Source organism: Galactobacillus timonensis, assembly GCF_900240265.1.
Classification (GTDB): Bacteria; Bacillota_I; Bacilli_A; order Erysipelotrichales; family Erysipelotrichaceae; genus Bulleidia; species Bulleidia timonensis.
In genome coordinates this window covers 1,235,589-1,251,557 of sequence record NZ_LT964739.1, presented here as the reverse complement: position 1 = coordinate 1,251,557, position 15,969 = coordinate 1,235,589, and the positions used below count along the sequence as shown (strand labels likewise).

The following is a 15,969-nucleotide window of genomic DNA, read 5'->3' as shown; positions in this document are numbered from 1 at the left end:
ACCACTGGACAAATGAAGGCATCAAGCCATAGATTTTGTTCAGTCAATCTTCATCGCGTCCCTCTCTTTCTTTCCAGAAGAATACTAGTCGATTCCGCTTCTTCAGGCAAGTGCTTTCTGAATCTGATCCATCGTCACCGGACCCTGACGAAGAATCGCCACTTCATCCTTCGTACAGTCAATGATCGTCGAAGCTTCGCCGAATGTCACATTGCCTTCCATCATTCCATCGAGTGTCGGGCACGCGGCTTCGATCTCATCAAGCGTCCTGCAGGTCGGCTGACCCGACTGGTTGGCACTCGTCATGAAGACAGGGCAGCCCGTCTCTTCAATCAGCTTCTTCAGCGCAGCGCTGGTAGCCATCCGGATGGCAAGCGTAGCCATTCCGCCATTGACATACTCCGGAACATCAGCCTTCTTCTCCAGAATCAGGGTTACGGGTCCCGGCATGAAGGCACGGATCAGCTTCTCTGCCCTCTCATCCACAACAGCGATCGTACGGATCTGATCCTCGTCGCTGCACATGACTGGAAACGCCTTTGTAAGCGGACGGTGCTTCACATCTCTGAGATGTTCCTGCGCCTCCCTCGTTGACATGCGTGCACACACGCCGTACACCGTATCCGTCGGTACCGCAATGACGCCATCCTTTTTCAATATCTCCGCCAGTTCAGCGGTTTCTGTTTCCCTGTAACGTTTCATATTCGTTCCTCATTTTTCTGCCCCATTCTAGCACCGCATGCTAGGATAGGGGGAATACAAACAGGAGAAGGAAGACGATGAAGGAATTACTCAATTTCGCATCAGACTATATGGATACCTGCCGCCCCGAAATTCTAACCGCCCTTGCCAGCACCCAGGGCAAAGAATATACAGGCTATGGCAGCGATGAAATCAGTGAGAGCGCCAAGGAAAAGATCCGCCGCCTCTGCAATGCACCGGAAGCCGACATCTGCTTTCTTGCCGGCGGTACACAGGCAAATGCCTTTGTGATCGATACCCTGCTTGAAAGCTTTGAAGGCGTCATCTGTGCCTCCACCGGTCACGTCAATGTACATGAGGCCGGCGCCATCGAATTCACCGGCCATAAGGTCATGCCCCTGCCCATGAACAACGGCAAGATTACCGCCGGACAGATTGACGGCTTCATGCAGATGTTTGAGAGTGACGAAAACAATACCCACATGGTCCGTCCCGGCATGGTCTATATCTCGCAGCCGACGGAGTACGGCACCCTCTATTCCAGAGCCGAGCTCGAAGCGATCCACAGCACATGCAGATCGCATCACATCTATCTCTACGTAGACGGTGCCCGTCTTGCGTATGCCCTTGCCGCAAAGCCGAATGACGTTACTCTGGCCGACCTTGCCCGCCTAAGCGATGTCTTCTACATCGGCGGAACGAAATGCGGCGCCATGATCGGCGAAGCAGTAGTCATCCCGAGACACGATACGATCACGCATCTTGTGACACACATCAAGCAGCACGGTGCTCTGCTTGCCAAGGGATGGATCGCCGCCATTCAGTTCGATACACTCTTTAATACAGACGAAAACGGAGAACTGCTGTATCTCAGCTGCGGCAGGGCAGGCGTCAGAGCGGCTGACGCAATCCGCAAGGAACTGCAGGACGACGGCTATACGCTTTATCTTCCCAATCCTACTAACCAGGTATTCTTCACCATCCCTGATGACATGTATCACCGTCTTTGCGAACATGCCCGCCTCGGCTTCATGGAAAAGCCCGATGCCGACCACACTATCGTCCGCATCTGCACCAGCTGGGCAACAACGGATGAACAGATTGAGGGCATGAAGCAGCTGCTCAGGGACGAAAAGAACCGGTAACGAAAAAAGGCAAAAACATTCCCATTCAAAAAGGGACTGTAACAGTTTGAGCATATTTAGAATCTGCTCAGGCTGCTACGGCCCCTTTTCTTGCATGGTGAATGATAGTGCTCGAGCATTCATTCTCCGGCAATATGAAAAAGCGGCTGACGGTATCAAATCAGCACGCATTAAAAACATCTTTGTTAGTTCCATGAAAATTTCTTACTGTCTTTCGCTTTAGTTCATCAGTGAATTCTGCTCTGGCTTCTTCACAGTCAGACGCCAGTGGTGATATTTGCGGAGATTGTATCCCATGATTACCAGAAGAAATTCCATTTTTACGTTTTTCATTCCTCTTCTATGGAATCGGGTAAATCTCATGTCTTCCTTAATCACTCCGAAGGCACCTTCCGCCTGCTCGCTGCGCTTGGTTTTCAGTTCGATTCCTTTCTCTGAATCCAGCTGTTTTCTGGCTTCCGCTTTCAGCTCTTCACCCACAACATTCACGCTGTTCTGACGATATCCACGCTTGTTGTACTTCGGTATACATTTGTCTCTCAGTGGACAGCCTTCGCAATGTTTTGGCTCTGAATAATGCTGCGGAATGGTCAGATGTCCTGCCCGTGAAATTGAACTGCTGTCTCCGGCATAATGAGCGAACTTTCTTCCATTCGGACAGATCCGATAGCCATCTTTATCAACACCCCAGTTGAATGTATTAAATGGGTGATTCTTCCTGAACATTCTGTCGTGTTCCTTGCCGTACATCGGGAACTTCTGAACCAGATTTATTCCATGCCGGATGTTATACAGATAATTGTCATAACCTCCATATCCGGCATCAGCCGTCGGATCCCTGGGATAATAACCGTATAAGCTGTGGAATCGCTCCATAAATGGTTCCCAGGTGACCGTATCTCCAGGCGTCTGATAGATATCGCTGTTTACAATGAATCCCTCTGAAACGGCGATCTGGCAGTTATAGCAGGGGCGTGTTACACCGGAACGGTTGTAATAATCCCATTTGGTAGCCATGAAGGTCGCATCATGATCCGTCTTTGAGCAGCTGTTCCTGTCACCAATGATAGAAAGCCAGGTCTCATAGCCGCTGAGCCGTATTGCGTAGCCAAGCAGAAGATCATACCGCTTCTGAATGTCTGACTTGCGCTTTCCTTTTCCGTACTGAATTTGAATGTTTTCATGAACCATGACATCCATCAGATACTGAACGATGAACCATATTTCCAAAGCAGAGTATCTCACTTTGGTTTCGTAATAGTACCCATAAGCGAGATTCAGTGAGGTGACCGCTTTGGTAATATCGCGGAAGAGATCTGCACGTGCATTCAGAATTCGTTTCTTATAAACAAAGGAATTCTTGTACGCATTCGCCTCGATCTTCGTGCCATCTACGAACTGAGTGTTCGGATCAATTCCAGTCTCGTTGATAATATCCAGGTTGAGATCCTTCATGAGGCTGTCAATGGATTCAGTGAGCTGATTCATCACACGCGAAAAGGCCATTTTACTGGGCATTTCCTGATTAGAGAGATAGATGAACCGGATATCGGTCCGACAGTGCTGGACGATATCTTCCAGGGAATAAATGCGATTCATGTAGGCAAAGAGAATGACTTTAACGAGCATACCTCTGTCATGACTGCGGGAGTTATTCGAACGGATTGGTTTCACATAACGGCTGAAGTTCACTCCTTTCACCGCACCGAGAAACGAATAAAGGGTGTCATCCTGAGGCACTTTGATAAAGAGATTAAGAGGCAGGGCCAGCTGAACAGCGTTATAATAAGTGCGCTGATCGGGTCCTTCGAAAACAAGATCAGCATTTTTCATACCTTAATTATACATGCAAGCATGTATTTAATCAACATGGATTTCAACTTTCTTGAACTTCTTTAACATCAGACCGCCGAAAAAGGAGCCATAACAGTCATTCAACTGTTACAGCCCCTTTTGTATCACCATTATTCTGCCGGGATAACGGAACCATCAGACCATGTGGAGGTAATGAAGTTCTTGATTTCATCGGACTTCAGCACTTCTGCCAGAGCCTGGATGCGGGGATCATCCTTGAGATCCGAACGGGTAACGAGAATGTTGACATACGGGTTCGTGGAATCAGCCTGCTCCAGAAGCAGCGCATCGGTGGAAGGCTTGAGTCCGGCAGCGATTGCATAGTTTCCGTTGATCGCAACGAGGTCCGCCTGATCGTCATCGAGCGTGTTGGTCAGCTGTTCCGGGTTGACTTCGATCGAGAAATCATAGTTATGAGGATTGTCAACGATGTCTTCCTTCGTAGCGGTCAGTTCATCAACGCCGTCTTTCAGCGTGATCAGACCGGCCTTGGCAAGGATCGAAAGGATACGGCCATGGTCCGCAACCGAGTTGGACGTAACGATATGCGCACCATCCGGCAGCTCATCGAGGGACTTGTACTTCTTGGAATAGAATCCAAACGGCTCAATTTCTACGCCGCAGACATTGACCAGATCGTAGCCGTTTTCCGCAACTTCATTGTCAAAGAACGGAACATGCTGGAAGAAGTTGGCATCCGCATCACCATCATTGACGGCGCGGTTCGGTGTGTAATAATCTTCCGTCTCAATGATGTCGAGCTTAATGTTGTACTTCTCAAGCAGAATCGGTGCCGCCGCATTCAGAATGACTTCATGTGGATTGGCTGTCGCAATGACGGACAGTGTCTGCGGCTCTGCGGCTGCCGCTGCTTCTGTGCTGGCAGCTGCCGTTGCGGCTGCGGACGAAGAGCTGCCGCATGCGGCGAGAGACAGTGCCAGAATACCGGATGTTACTACACTTGATATTTTCTTGATGTTCATTTTTCTTTCCTCTTTCCTTTTTCTTTCCCGTTCGTTCTTCGGGAATCAGTTGTTCTGTTTAACGCTTGTCGATCTTCTTGACGATCGCATCGCCGATCCACTGGATCACGAAGACGATCAGCACAATAATGACGGTCGACGAGTAGAGAATGGCATCATTGCGCCTTGCAAAGCCATACATGTACGCAAGGTTGCCAAGTCCGCCTGCCCCGATCGCACCGGCCATTGCCGTATAGCCGACCAGGGAAATGCCTGTTACTGCAACACCAGACACGATGGCTGGCATCGATTCCGGCAGAAGAACCTTGAAGATGATCTGGCTGTTGGAAGCACCCATCGCTTTGGCCGCCTCAATCGTACCCTTGTCCACATCCTGAAACGCGATGACACACATTCGTGCAAAAAACGGTGTACTTGCAAAGATCAGCGGCGGAAGAGCAGCCCTGGCTCCCAGCATCGTTCCGACCAGTGCCCGTGTCAGCGGAATCAGCAGGATCAATAGAATCAGAAACGGAATCGCCCGCAGCACGTTGACGATCACATCAACGATGCGGTTGAGAATCTTGTTCTGAAGCAGTCCGCCCGTCTGGGTGCAGTAGAGAAGAATGCCGATCAGAAGACCGAAGATCGTCGCAAAGAACAGCGACACGAAGGTCATGAATACGGTTTCCCATACGGCCTGCAGAAGCTGTTCCACATTCAGTGTCGACTCAATCATTTACAGCACCTCCACCTTTACGCCGCTGGCCACCAGATAATCCACGAACCGGTTGTATTCCGCATCCTTGGCATGGAACAGATGCAGATAGGTTGTACCGAAGGAACCATCCTTGCTCGCGGAGATATCCGACTGCACGATCGAGATCGGGAAGGATACCTGACGAATCGCATCCGCAATCACCGGCTCATCCGTTCCGGAAGTGAAGATCAGTCGCAGCAGGCATCCATCCGGATACTTTTTCTTCAGCGTCTCAGCCAGCTCCTCGATGTTTTCCGTCGCATTGACGTTCTGTACGAAGCGCTTGGTCACTTCATGACGCGGATGTTCGAAGATTTCCTTGACCGTTCCTTCTTCGACGATGACGCCATCGCTCATCACGGCCATGCGGGAACAGATCTTCTGCACCACTTCCATCTGATGGGTAATCATGACGATCGTGATACCCATCTCCTGATTGATCTTTCGCAGCAGCTCGAGAATCTGTTCCGTCGTATCCGGATCCAGCGCCGATGTCGCTTCATCCGACAGCAGGATCTTAGGATCGTTGGCCAGCGCTCTTGCAATGCCGACACGCTGCTTCTGGCCACCGGACAGCTCACTTGGATAGCTGTTTTCACGCCCGTCCAGGCCAACCAGATGGATCAGTTCCTTTGCCTTCTTCTCACGCTCTTCTTTCGGTACCCCTGCGAACTCCAGCGGCAGTTCGATGTTTTTCTGAACTGTCCGTGACCACAGCAGGTTGAAGTGCTGGAAGATCATGCCGATCTTCTGCCGCTCCTGGCGCAGCTCCTTTTTACTCAGCGTCTGCATCGTGCGGCCGTCGATGATCACATCGCCGGCACTCTGCGTTTCAAGCTGATTGATAATTCGTACCAGAGTCGACTTGCCCGCGCCGGAATAACCGATGATGCCATAGATCTCGCCATCCTGAATCTGCAGGCTGACGCCGTTGACAGCGTGGATATCGTCTTTCTTGGTAGGGAATATCTTGACAATATTCTTCAGTTCAATCATGCTTGTCCTCCTTTCCTCCAATCAAATAAAAGTCCCTTCCCCCGGGAAGCATATCTTCCACCAAGGACGGGACTGAAATCTCGTGTTACCACCTTGTTTCTCAGATGCATCACTGCAGCTGACTCACGGAGTACCATCATACTCCAGTCCAGTAACGGGAACTCCCGTCAGCGCCTACTGTACGTTCAGCACTGAAGCTCCAAGACCATCTTCACTCACATCATCACTGTTCCATTTCACCAGACTGGAACTCTCTCGAAATGCCTGACGCAAGCTACTCTTCTCTTCTTCGCTTATGAAATCAGTATATCGAGGTCTATTTCAAAAGCAATCATAAAAGTTCAGGAAATGGTAATTAATTTCCAAAATTTACGAAAGTTTTTCATTTCTTTCAAGATCATTCACTTTCGAAACAAGCTTCCGGTAAACGCGTTCCACCATCCACGGCTCACTGCAGGCAGCCAGCGCCTCCTCAGTCGTAAACCAGCGAACCCCGCTGTTTTCATCAGGCTTGCCATGAACCGGCTCCTTCATATCCGCCTCCAGCAGATATGTCAGATTCAGATGCAGATGCGAACTCACATACGCTCCGTTTTTGATATGACCATCGACCGTCAGGGTCTCCAGAGAAAACACATTCGGAACAACCGGAACAACATGTACCAGACCGCTTTCCTCCCTGACCTCCCGCACCGCGACAGAAAGAAGATCTTCCTCCCCGTCCGCATGTCCGCCAAGCCAGGACCATGAGCGGTAAATGTTGTGCCAGCACAGAAGCACATGTTCCCGATCGTGGGACACGACCCATGCGCTTGCCGAAAAATGGGCGGACGTATTCTTCCTCAACAGAAGGTCCTTCTCATGATCCAGCAGATACAGCATCTGTTGACGATCCCGCTCCTCCTGCTCGTTATACGGTTGATAGGCTTCAATTGTCTCTCTCAGGTTCATTGGTATTCCCTTTTCCTCTGTCTTTCTATCAGTTTATACGTATTTCATGGCATACTCATCCGCAAAAGAGTAAAATGCCCGATGGAAAATACGAGTTTTCAAAGGAGAAACGATCATGCAGTATGAACTGAAATACGGCCGCATCGATATCAATACACAGCAGGAATTTGACGGAAAGACGATCCGCGACTTCCTCGACTACTTCCATGTCGGAAAGAAGAACCGCTACCTCGCCATCCAGAACGGCCAGATCCTCGTCAACCGGGCAAAGGTCAACAATGAAGATCAGCCCCTCAAGGCAAGGGACATCGTCACCATTCTTCTGCCGAAGGAGGAGATCGACTACACCCCTGCAGAGACACCCTGCACCGTCGTTTATGAAGACGACTTCGTCTATGTCGCCCATAAGGATCCGGGAACCATTGTCCACGATCCCAACGATCCGGACTGTCTTGCCTGCCAGGCTGCCGCATGGCAGAACGACCATGGCATCCAGTCGCCGGTCCGTTTCATTCACCGCCTCGACGGGGATACGACCGGTCTTGTTCTATTTGTAAAGATTCCGTTCTTTCAGCCCTGGTTTGATGCCATGCTCGAGGAGCGAAAGATCCACCGCGAATATCTCGCCATCACGGCGGGCAGAAGCCGCGTCGGCCAGCACTTCACCTATAAGCAGAAAATCGGCCGCGACCGCCATGTTGCGGGAAAATACCGCTTTTCTGAAACCGGCAAGGATGCCGAAACGAAGGCAGAGATCATCGCCCGCAAGGGAAGCTATGAACTGATCCGCTGCCAGCTGGAAACAGGGCGCACCCATCAGATCCGCGTCCATCTCTCCGGCAACCGTCATCCGATTGTCAACGATCCGCTCTATGGCATCCCGAGCAGCCAGTTTGCACACATGGGCTTATGGGCCGACCGTATCACCTGGGAAAATCCGATTACACACGCCGCCTGCGAAGCTGTTGATATTCCCAATCCCGACTACAATTTTTTTGACAGGAAGAGCTTCCGCTGACGGAAGCTTTTTTAACGAATAAATTGAGCCATGTATATTGGAAGGCAGATCAGATTCTGATCTTTTACTCATTCCTGGCAAATTCCTCAACGATTGTCGACTTGCCTACACGCCGCGCGCCTTCCACAAGCAGGGCGGTTTTTCCGTCTCTTTCTTCCATTCCAGAAGACGATCATATATTTTCCGCTGAAATATCATGTTCATTACTCCCCACAGTACGAATAAGCCCCTGCACCATTCAATTACATATGCACATGCAGATTTGCAAGTTTTCAAATCCCATTTTTCCGCAGATTTGCAGTTTTTAAAATGATGTTTTTCCGCAGATTTGCATATTTTAAATCGGCTGATTTCCGCAGATTCACTGTTTTTGAAATTCAGGGGGGGGGACAAAAAAAGCTGCAGCAGTCAGGCACGATCTTTATGTCTGAATGCTGCGGCATATTCATTTACTTCTTCAGATACTCCTGCAGTTTTGTGAAGGAGGCACTTGCATCGTGATAACCGCGCCAGTACAGTTCTCCCAGGCGTTCCATGTTCTTTTCAAAGCGGTCAATCCGGATCGGCCTTGAAGGTGCCAGAACAAAGATCCGCCCTTCTTCCGCCAGCGCATCGATCCGATCGCACAGCGCATTGTAGCTCTCCATCTCCCTCAGCATGTCCTCCATCAGACGGGGATACCTGTGATAGAAGGAGCGGATGAGCCCTTCCGGCATATTCGACGTCTTGCGGTAGGAAGAATCCTGCGTCTTGATGACGATGATCTTCTCATAGCCTTCCTGCAGCGCCCACTCCACTGGAATCTTGCAGGCAATGCCGCCATCCAGATATTTCTTCCCGTCGATTTCGACCGGCTCCGAAAGGAACGGAACCGTTGCGCTTGCCCGGATCCCCTGAAATATGTCGCTGCATTTCCCGTTTTCAAAGTATTCTGCTTCACCGGTTTCAATATTCGTCGCCGGGGCAATGAAGCGGCGGCGCGGATCATTGAATGCAGCTTTGTCCAGCGGATCCTCCCTGTTCACATTTTCAAACACAAACTGGAAGCCCGTAATCCCGTGATTCTGCAGCACAGCCGGAACACCGTAGTAGTTCGGATCATGGCGGTAGGAAAGATTGATCCGCGCACTGCGGCCGATCTGTCCCGAAACATAGCTGAGCCCGCTCATCGCGCCGGCCGAAACGCCGATGGTTGCCGCCATGTTGATGTCGTTCTGCATATAGAAATCAAGCGCGCCCTGCGTATAGATGCCACGCCATGCGCCGCCTTCCAGCACCATACACCCGGGGACAATCACATCCCGCGCATGACCGGCCGGAAGTTTGGAAACACCGCTGTAAACATCAAGAAATTTCTGTGTCGTTGCCATGCCATTATTGTAGCGGCGCAAAAAAACCGGAGCGCTATACACGTCTCCGGTTTTGTCGTTGTGCTGACTTTATATTCTGTGCTCAGGCCGCAGCCTCTGCTGTCTTCCGCGACGCTTCCGTCGCATTCTGCAGATTCTCACGCGCCACTGCCAGCATCAGCTTGATCCGGTTCTCCTGGTTGACCATCGTTGCACTGGGATCATAGTCCACCGGCGTAATGTTGGCTTCCGGATAACGCTGACGAAGCTTGCTGATGGCACCTTTGCCTGCAATATGGTTCGGCAGACATCCAAACGGCTGCGCACACACGATGTTGGCATAACCGTTTTCGATCAGCTCACACATTTCTCCGGTCAGCAGCCATCCTTCACCCATCTTCGTACCAAGGCCCAGAATCCCTTCCGGCTTCTTCATCAGATCATAGAACGAACCTTCCGCATAAAAGCCGAACTGCTTCAGCGCCTTCGCCATCTTCTTCGAAATGGATTCCACAAACTTCAGGCCGAAGCTGCACCACTTCCCCATCGTCTTGGAAATGCCATAGTATTCCGTATCCAGCGCCCAGTTGGCCATGCAGTACTTCGCATATCCCATCAGCGACGGCAGGTTGACTTCACAGCCCTCATTTTCCAGCATCTTCTGCAGATTGTTATTGCCGGTCGGAGAGAACTTGACATAGATCTCACCGACAACGCCGACCTTCACCTTCGGCTCCTTCTTGACAGGAATCCCGGCAAAGGAACTGGCAATCTGGTGGAACACATGGCCAAAGCTCGGAATCAGGTAGTGCTTGTTGCGGCGGATATCCTGATCCAGCTGCTCCAGCCATTTCTGTTGCAGCGCATCGGCATCGCCCTTATGAATTTCATAGGCCTGCACCTGATTGCGCACTGCCACCAGCATGTCCCCATACTCAACCGCCGCCAGAATCTTCATCAACATTCGCGGCGTCCAGGGAAGAATGGATCCCTTCTCAAGACCGGACACGTTGGCACTCGCCACCGGAACATAGTCATAGCCCGCCCGGACCAGCGCCTTGCGCAGAAGCTTGATGTAGTTGCTCGCCCGGCAGCCGCCGCCCGACTGGGTAATCAGCAGCGCCGTCTTATGAACGTCGTACTTTCCCGAGTTCAGCGCATCGAGAAACTGACCAATGATGATCAGCGCCGGATAGCACGTATCATTGTGCACATACTTCAGGCCCAGCTGTGTCACCTCGCTGGAGCCCGTTCCGATCAGTTCAATGCGATGATAGCCTTCCGACTCCATCGCCGCCTTGACCAGACGGAACTGTACCGGACACATATTCGGCACAAGAACCGTATAGTCCTTGAGCATATCCTTCGTAAAATTCGGGGTCAGATATTCCATTTACGCTTCCTCCCTCGCATCTTCCTTCCGCTCTTCCAATGCCGCCAGCAGCGAACGCAGACGAATGTTTACCGTACCAAGGTTGGTGATCTCATCAATCTTCAACTGCGTATACAGCTTGCCGCCCTCCTGCAGAATCTCCTTCGTCTCATCGGTTGTAATCGCATCCAGACCGCATCCGAACGAAACCAGCTGCACCAGATCCATGTCCGGCTGCGTCGTACAGTACTTCGCCGCCGCATACAGCCGCGAATGATAGCTCCACTGATTCAGGACCGCCGTCTTCATGTGTCCCGTCTTTTCCGAAATGGAGTCCTCCGTAATGACAGCCGCACCCATCTTCGTAATCAGACGGTCAATGCCGTGATTCACCTCCGGATCCACATGATACGGACGACCGGACAGTACCAGAATATGCCGGCCCTGTTTTCTTGCTTCGGCGATTACTTCATCGCCCTTGGCACGCGTCTCAGCCATATATTTGTAGTATTCCCGGTACGCTGCCGTGATCGCCGCATCGATCTCTTCATCCTCAATCTTCGGCCAGTGCTCATGAATGAACGCCGGGAACCGTTTGCGGAACTCATCCGGATGCGAAAGATCAATGAACGGGCGCAGGAAGGTCTCACCCTCCAGCTCCCTGCAATTGTCCTCCAGAACCTCCGGATAATAGGCCACAACCGGACAGTTATAGTGATTGTCACCCAGATGCTCATCCATGTTGTAGCTCATGCACGGATAGAAGATCGCATCCGGATGCTTCTCAGCCAGCCAGTGAATGTGCCCGTGCGTCAGCTTCGCCGGATAGCACACCGTATCACTTGGAATCGTACCCTGACCATCCTGGTACATCTTGCGCGTCGAAGGCGGCGACACCAGCACCCGGAAGCCGAGCGTCTTCCAGAACGCATGCCAGAACGGCAGAAGTTCATACATGTTCAGCGTCAGCGGAATGCCGATCGTGCCTCTATTGCCATCGCCCTGATCCGCCGCATAGTCATGGAGCTTCTTCTGCTTCCATGCGTACATGTTCAGCGACTCATCGTTGCTCTTGCCGGTCACCGGACGATCGCAGCGGTTACCCGAGATGAACTTCTTCCCATCCGCAAACGTATTGATCGTCAGCTGGCAGTGATTGCCGCACAGCTGGCATGTAAATGCCTTCACATCCTGCTGGAAGCCTTCAAGCTCCGCAAGATTCAACAGCGTACTGTGCCCGTCGGCACCCGCATGTTTCTTTCCGTATAATGCCGCACCATAGGCGCCCATCAGTCCCGCAATGTCGGGACGGATGACGTTGACGCCCATCTCCTTCTCGAACGCGCGCAGAACCGACTCATTGTAGAACGTACCGCCCTGCACGACGATCTTGCGCCCAAGCTCTTCCGGGCTCGCGCAGCGGATGACCTTGTACAGCGCATTCTTGACGACCGAAATCGAAAGGCCGGCACTGATGTTTTCCAGCGACGCCCCGTCCTTCTGCGCCTGCTTCACCTGCGAATTCATGAAGACCGTGCAGCGCGAACCAAGATCCACCGGCCGATCCCCATAGAGACCCATGCGCGCAAACTCCTGCACATCATAGCCAAGTGCCTTGGCAAACGTCTGCAGGAACGATCCGCAGCCCGACGAACATGCCTCATTGAGGAAGATGCTCGAAATTGCGCCGTCCTCGATCTTGAAGCACTTCATGTCCTGGCCGCCGATATCGATGATGAAGTCCACGTCCGGCATGAAGTTGCGGGCAGCAGTAAAGTGAGCCACTGTCTCAACCAGACCGAAGTCGCAGTGGAACGCATGTTTCATCAGTTCTTCGCCATAGCCTGTCGTCGTCGCGGAAGCCACCTGCATATTGGGATGGAGCTGGTAAAGCTTCATCAGCGTCTCTCGCATCGGAATGATCGGATTGCCGTTATTGGGCTGATACCACTGGTACAGAATCCTGCCGTCATTGTCGATGACAACCATCTTGATGGTCGTCGATCCCGAGTCAATGCCGATATGCACCGGCCCAACATCATCCGTCCACTTGCGCGTTGGCACTGATGCCCTGGCATGGCGGTTATGGAACTCCCAGTATTCCTCTTTATTCTTGAACAGCGGCGGCAGAGAGTTGTAGGTTGCCGTCGAACTGTAGGCATGCAGAGAATCGATCGCCGCATGGATATCAACCTCATGGTCCGCATAGAAAGCCGCCCCCATTGCTACATACAGCAGCGAATTCTCAGGGCACTTCCCCTGCACATGGAGCGTATCATCAAAGCACTTGCGCAGACATGCCGAGAAGGTCAGCGGTCCGCCAAGATACAGAACGTTTCCCTGAATCGGACGCCCCTGGGCAAGTCCCGCAATTGTCTGGTTGACAACCGCCTGATAAATGGAGGCCGCAATATCACCGGCCTTGGCACCCTGATTGATCAAAGGCTGCACGTCTGACTTTGCAAAGACGCCGCAGCGTGAAGCGATCGTATAGGTACGCTCCGCCTTGAGGGCCGCCTTGTCCATCTCATCCGGTGCCATCTTCAGCAGTGTCGCCATCTGATCGATGAACGCACCCGTACCGCCGGCACAGGAGCCGTTCATACGTACTTCAACACCATTGGTCAGAAACAGGATCTTGGCATCTTCGCCGCCCAGCTCAATGATGCAGTCGGTGCCCGGTGCCAGCCGCTTTGCGGCAACGCGGGTAGCGAACACCTCCTGAACAAAGGGAATGCCGCTGCGTTCCGCCAGGCCCATGCCTGCCGATCCGGAGATTGCAAGATAAGCCTTGCCATCCGGAATATAGTCGCGAAGGATACGGGACAGGATCTCTTCTCCTTTTTCAAGAATATGGCTCATATGCCGTTCATATGTGGAATAAACGATGTGCTGCGCATCATCCAGAACGACGCACTTGATCGTAGTCGACCCGATATCCAGTCCTACTCGCATGAAAACCTCCACTGTTAAAACCTCAGTATTTTAAAGCGCACGGCTGTCTTTTTCAAAAGAAAAGCCCGCCTGTATCAGTATACGAAGAATTTACGGCAATTCTCGTATACAGAAGGATATAATTGCCCACATGAGCAAAAACGTAAAGGGAGCATTTCTGACGCTGATGGGCGGCGTCTGCTGGGGTCTTTCCGGGAGTATGGGACAGTACCTGTTTGATGTCAAAGGCATGGATGCCCACTGGCTCGTGCCGATTCGTCTCGGAGCTGCGGGCATCATTCTCCTTTTGTACAGCTTCCTTCATAACCGCCGGCAGACACTGGAAGTCTGGAAGGGAAAGGATGACCGCCTCCAGCTGATTGTCTACGGACTTCTGGGCGTCAGCCTGTGCCAGTATCTGTACTTCCGTACGATTCAGCTTTCTTCTGCCGCTGTCGGAACGATCCTGCAGGACCTTTCGCCGATCTTCATTCTCCTTGTCGAGTGCATCCGTTTTCACCGCCCGCCCTCCTTCAATGAAATCAGTGCCATCGTGCTGGCGCTGACGGGCGTCTATCTGCTGACAACCCATGGAACCAAGGGTGATGCGGTACCTATCAATGCCCTGATCACCGGCGTCTGCTGCGCGGTTACCGTCATGATCTACAACGTCGTTCCGGAGAAGCTTCTGCAGAAATACCCCGTAACGATGCTTCAGGGATGGGCCTTTCTGATGGGCTCCGTCTTCTTTGCCATCGTCTTCCATATCTGGACCTACAGCTATACACCGGACTTTGTCGGCATCCTTGGTATCTGCTTCGTCGTCCTGGTCGGCAACGTGATGGCCTTCCCTCTTTACATGGCCGGCGTCCATCTGATCGGTCCCGAAAAGGGCATCCTCTACGGCTTCTCGGAGCCGGCTACCGCAGCCATCGTCACCGTCGCCATCTTCGGCTCCTCCTTTACCGTCTATGATCTGATCGGCTTCGTGTGCATCTTTGCGATGCTCGCGCTGATTTCGCGCAATAAGAAGGATTAAGCAGAACCTCTCAGAGCGCGACAGATTCCACCCCCTACGAAAAAGGGCCGCTTGCGCGGGCTCTTTTTCGGGGATTTACAACTTCTTTTTATTATGGCTGGGAAAGGGGGTTGACCAACCAAGTATCGCAGACGTTTCATCATTTCGTCTGCACTTTTATAGTAGACATTCCTTCTCGCAGGATTATGTCAAAATTATGGGAAATTATGTGAACCGGTTTATTTTTTCCAGTGCTCCGGAAACTCCTCAACCTTTGGAAGCGACCAGTTGTAATGCGACGCCAGAATCCGCACCGCCACAATCATTGCGGCCGGCAGATAGATGGCCAGCGACCGGCACCCGGCCCGCAGCAGAAGCGCCGACACAAGGCCGCCAAGAATCGAAGCCACCGCATACACATACTTCCGGAAGATATCCGGCAGCTGATCCACGATCATATCCCGTAACAGACCGCCGCCGACACCGGTGATCATTCCCGAAAAGACGCAGAGAAAGAGATTGTCTCCCCCGTACATCGAAAATGCAGTCTGACAGCCAAGCACCGTAAAAATGCCCAGACCGATGGAATCCATATAGAAGAGAACACGGCGATAGGAAGTCGGATTGAACTCCTGATGTTTCTTTAACGACACATAGGAAACGATGAACACGATCACACCCGTCACTGCCGCAACCGAAACATACACCGGATTGGTAAATGCCGAAGGCGGCGTCACACCGAGAATCACATCGCGGATCACGCCTCCTCCCGTCGCTGTAATGACGGCAAGACTGATCACACCGAAAAGATCGTTTCGAAAACGCAGCCCGCAGATGGCGCCGCTGATCGCAAAGGCAACCGTCCCAATGATCTCAAAAATAAATGTCAGCTCTTCCATAGTCTCACG

Annotated in this window: 13 protein-coding genes and 1 other annotated feature; of the genes, 3 read left to right on the top strand and 10 right to left on the bottom strand. The window is 51.9% G+C overall.

Features of this window, described 5'->3' with window-relative positions:
• Positions 1–102: 102 nt before the first annotated feature.
• Entirely contained in the window at positions 103–702 is a 600-nt protein-coding gene (locus tag C1714_RS05925) for an L-threonylcarbamoyladenylate synthase (protein ID WP_102342318.1), read from the bottom strand.
• Positions 703–779: 77 nt separating this feature from the next.
• Here C1714_RS05925 and C1714_RS05920 point away from each other — a divergent pair, with 77 nt between their 5' ends.
• Entirely contained in the window at positions 780–1,847 is a 1,068-nt protein-coding gene (locus tag C1714_RS05920; RefSeq protein ID WP_102342317.1) for a threonine aldolase family protein, read from the top strand.
• A gap of 219 nt (positions 1,848–2,066) precedes the next feature.
• On the opposite strand, the gene C1714_RS05915 is transcribed toward C1714_RS05920, so the two are convergent.
• The 5 genes from C1714_RS05915 to C1714_RS05895 form a co-directional block, all read right to left on the bottom strand.
• On the bottom strand, positions 2,067–3,680 hold the full coding sequence (locus tag C1714_RS05915) for a transposase (protein ID WP_102342316.1): 1,614 nt from the start codon (positions 3,678–3,680) through the stop codon (positions 2,067–2,069).
• A gap of 131 nt (positions 3,681–3,811) precedes the next feature.
• Positions 3,812–4,684 carry a MetQ/NlpA family ABC transporter substrate-binding protein gene (locus tag C1714_RS05910; RefSeq protein WP_245305062.1) on the bottom strand — a complete coding sequence of 291 codons (873 nt, stop codon included), beginning with the start codon at positions 4,682–4,684 and terminating at the stop codon, positions 3,812–3,814.
• 58 nt (positions 4,685–4,742) lie between these two features.
• A complete protein-coding gene (locus tag C1714_RS05905) occupies positions 4,743–5,402 on the bottom strand; it encodes a methionine ABC transporter permease (RefSeq protein WP_102342315.1) in 660 nt (219 codons plus the stop codon).
• On the bottom strand, positions 5,403–6,419 hold the full coding sequence (locus tag C1714_RS05900; protein WP_102342314.1) for a methionine ABC transporter ATP-binding protein: 1,017 nt from the start codon (positions 6,417–6,419) through the stop codon (positions 5,403–5,405).
• Positions 6,420–6,478: 59 nt separating this feature from the next.
• Positions 6,479–6,718, bottom strand: a binding site (T-box leader).
• 70 nt (positions 6,719–6,788) lie between these two features.
• A complete protein-coding gene (locus C1714_RS05895; RefSeq protein WP_102342313.1) occupies positions 6,789–7,370 on the bottom strand; it encodes an NUDIX hydrolase in 582 nt (193 codons plus the stop codon).
• Positions 7,371–7,485: 115 nt separating this feature from the next.
• Here C1714_RS05895 and C1714_RS05890 point away from each other — a divergent pair, with 115 nt between their 5' ends.
• Positions 7,486–8,388 carry an RluA family pseudouridine synthase gene (locus tag C1714_RS05890; RefSeq protein WP_102342312.1) on the top strand — a complete coding sequence of 301 codons (903 nt, stop codon included), beginning with the start codon at positions 7,486–7,488 and terminating at the stop codon, positions 8,386–8,388.
• A 449-nt stretch (positions 8,389–8,837) separates the two neighbouring features.
• On the opposite strand, the gene C1714_RS05885 is transcribed toward C1714_RS05890, so the two are convergent.
• From C1714_RS05885 to C1714_RS05875, 3 genes are all read right to left on the bottom strand, one after another.
• Positions 8,838–9,758 (bottom strand): patatin-like phospholipase family protein, encoded by a 921-nt coding sequence (locus tag C1714_RS05885; protein ID WP_102343157.1) that lies wholly within the window; start codon positions 9,756–9,758, stop codon positions 8,838–8,840.
• A gap of 82 nt (positions 9,759–9,840) precedes the next feature.
• On the bottom strand, positions 9,841–11,130 hold the full coding sequence (locus C1714_RS05880) for a 2-hydroxyacyl-CoA dehydratase (protein ID WP_102342311.1): 1,290 nt from the start codon (positions 11,128–11,130) through the stop codon (positions 9,841–9,843).
• Positions 11,131–14,064: an acyl-CoA dehydratase activase gene (locus tag C1714_RS05875; protein WP_102342310.1), complete on the bottom strand. Its 2,934-nt coding sequence runs from the start codon at positions 14,062–14,064 to the stop codon at positions 11,131–11,133.
• Positions 14,065–14,194: 130 nt separating this feature from the next.
• Between C1714_RS05875 and C1714_RS05870 the strand changes: the two genes are divergently transcribed.
• Positions 14,195–15,082: a DMT family transporter gene (locus tag C1714_RS05870; RefSeq protein WP_102342309.1), complete on the top strand. Its 888-nt coding sequence runs from the start codon at positions 14,195–14,197 to the stop codon at positions 15,080–15,082.
• Positions 15,083–15,300: 218 nt separating this feature from the next.
• On the opposite strand, the gene C1714_RS05865 is transcribed toward C1714_RS05870, so the two are convergent.
• On the bottom strand, positions 15,301–15,960 hold the full coding sequence (locus tag C1714_RS05865) for a trimeric intracellular cation channel family protein (RefSeq protein WP_102342308.1): 660 nt from the start codon (positions 15,958–15,960) through the stop codon (positions 15,301–15,303).
• Positions 15,961–15,969: the final 9 nt, after the last annotated feature.

What these genes read in the sequence shown, in the direction of transcription:
- C1714_RS05920 (WP_102342317.1), top strand. Translation starts at nt 780, where the DNA reads ATGAAGGAATTACTCAATTTCGCATCAGACTATATGGATACCTGCCGC.
- C1714_RS05905 (WP_102342315.1), bottom strand. Translation starts at nt 5,402, where the DNA reads ATGATTGAGTCGACACTGAATGTGGAACAGCTTCTGCAGGCCGTATGG.
- C1714_RS05885 (WP_102343157.1), bottom strand. Translation starts at nt 9,758, where the DNA reads ATGGCAACGACACAGAAATTTCTTGATGTTTACAGCGGTGTTTCCAAA.
- C1714_RS05915 (WP_102342316.1), bottom strand. Translation starts at nt 3,680, where the DNA reads ATGAAAAATGCTGATCTTGTTTTCGAAGGACCCGATCAGCGCACTTAT.
- C1714_RS05900 (WP_102342314.1), bottom strand. Translation starts at nt 6,419, where the DNA reads ATGATTGAACTGAAGAATATTGTCAAGATATTCCCTACCAAGAAAGAC.
- C1714_RS05890 (WP_102342312.1), top strand. Translation starts at nt 7,486, where the DNA reads ATGCAGTATGAACTGAAATACGGCCGCATCGATATCAATACACAGCAG.
- C1714_RS05870 (WP_102342309.1), top strand. Translation starts at nt 14,195, where the DNA reads ATGAGCAAAAACGTAAAGGGAGCATTTCTGACGCTGATGGGCGGCGTC.
- C1714_RS05875 (WP_102342310.1), bottom strand. Translation starts at nt 14,064, where the DNA reads ATGCGAGTAGGACTGGATATCGGGTCGACTACGATCAAGTGCGTCGTT.
- C1714_RS05895 (WP_102342313.1), bottom strand. Translation starts at nt 7,370, where the DNA reads ATGAACCTGAGAGAGACAATTGAAGCCTATCAACCGTATAACGAGCAG.
- C1714_RS05910 (WP_245305062.1), bottom strand. Translation starts at nt 4,684, where the DNA reads ATGAACATCAAGAAAATATCAAGTGTAGTAACATCCGGTATTCTGGCA.
- C1714_RS05880 (WP_102342311.1), bottom strand. Translation starts at nt 11,130, where the DNA reads ATGGAATATCTGACCCCGAATTTTACGAAGGATATGCTCAAGGACTAT.
- C1714_RS05925 (WP_102342318.1), bottom strand. Translation starts at nt 702, where the DNA reads ATGAAACGTTACAGGGAAACAGAAACCGCTGAACTGGCGGAGATATTG.
- C1714_RS05865 (WP_102342308.1), bottom strand. Translation starts at nt 15,960, where the DNA reads ATGGAAGAGCTGACATTTATTTTTGAGATCATTGGGACGGTTGCCTTT.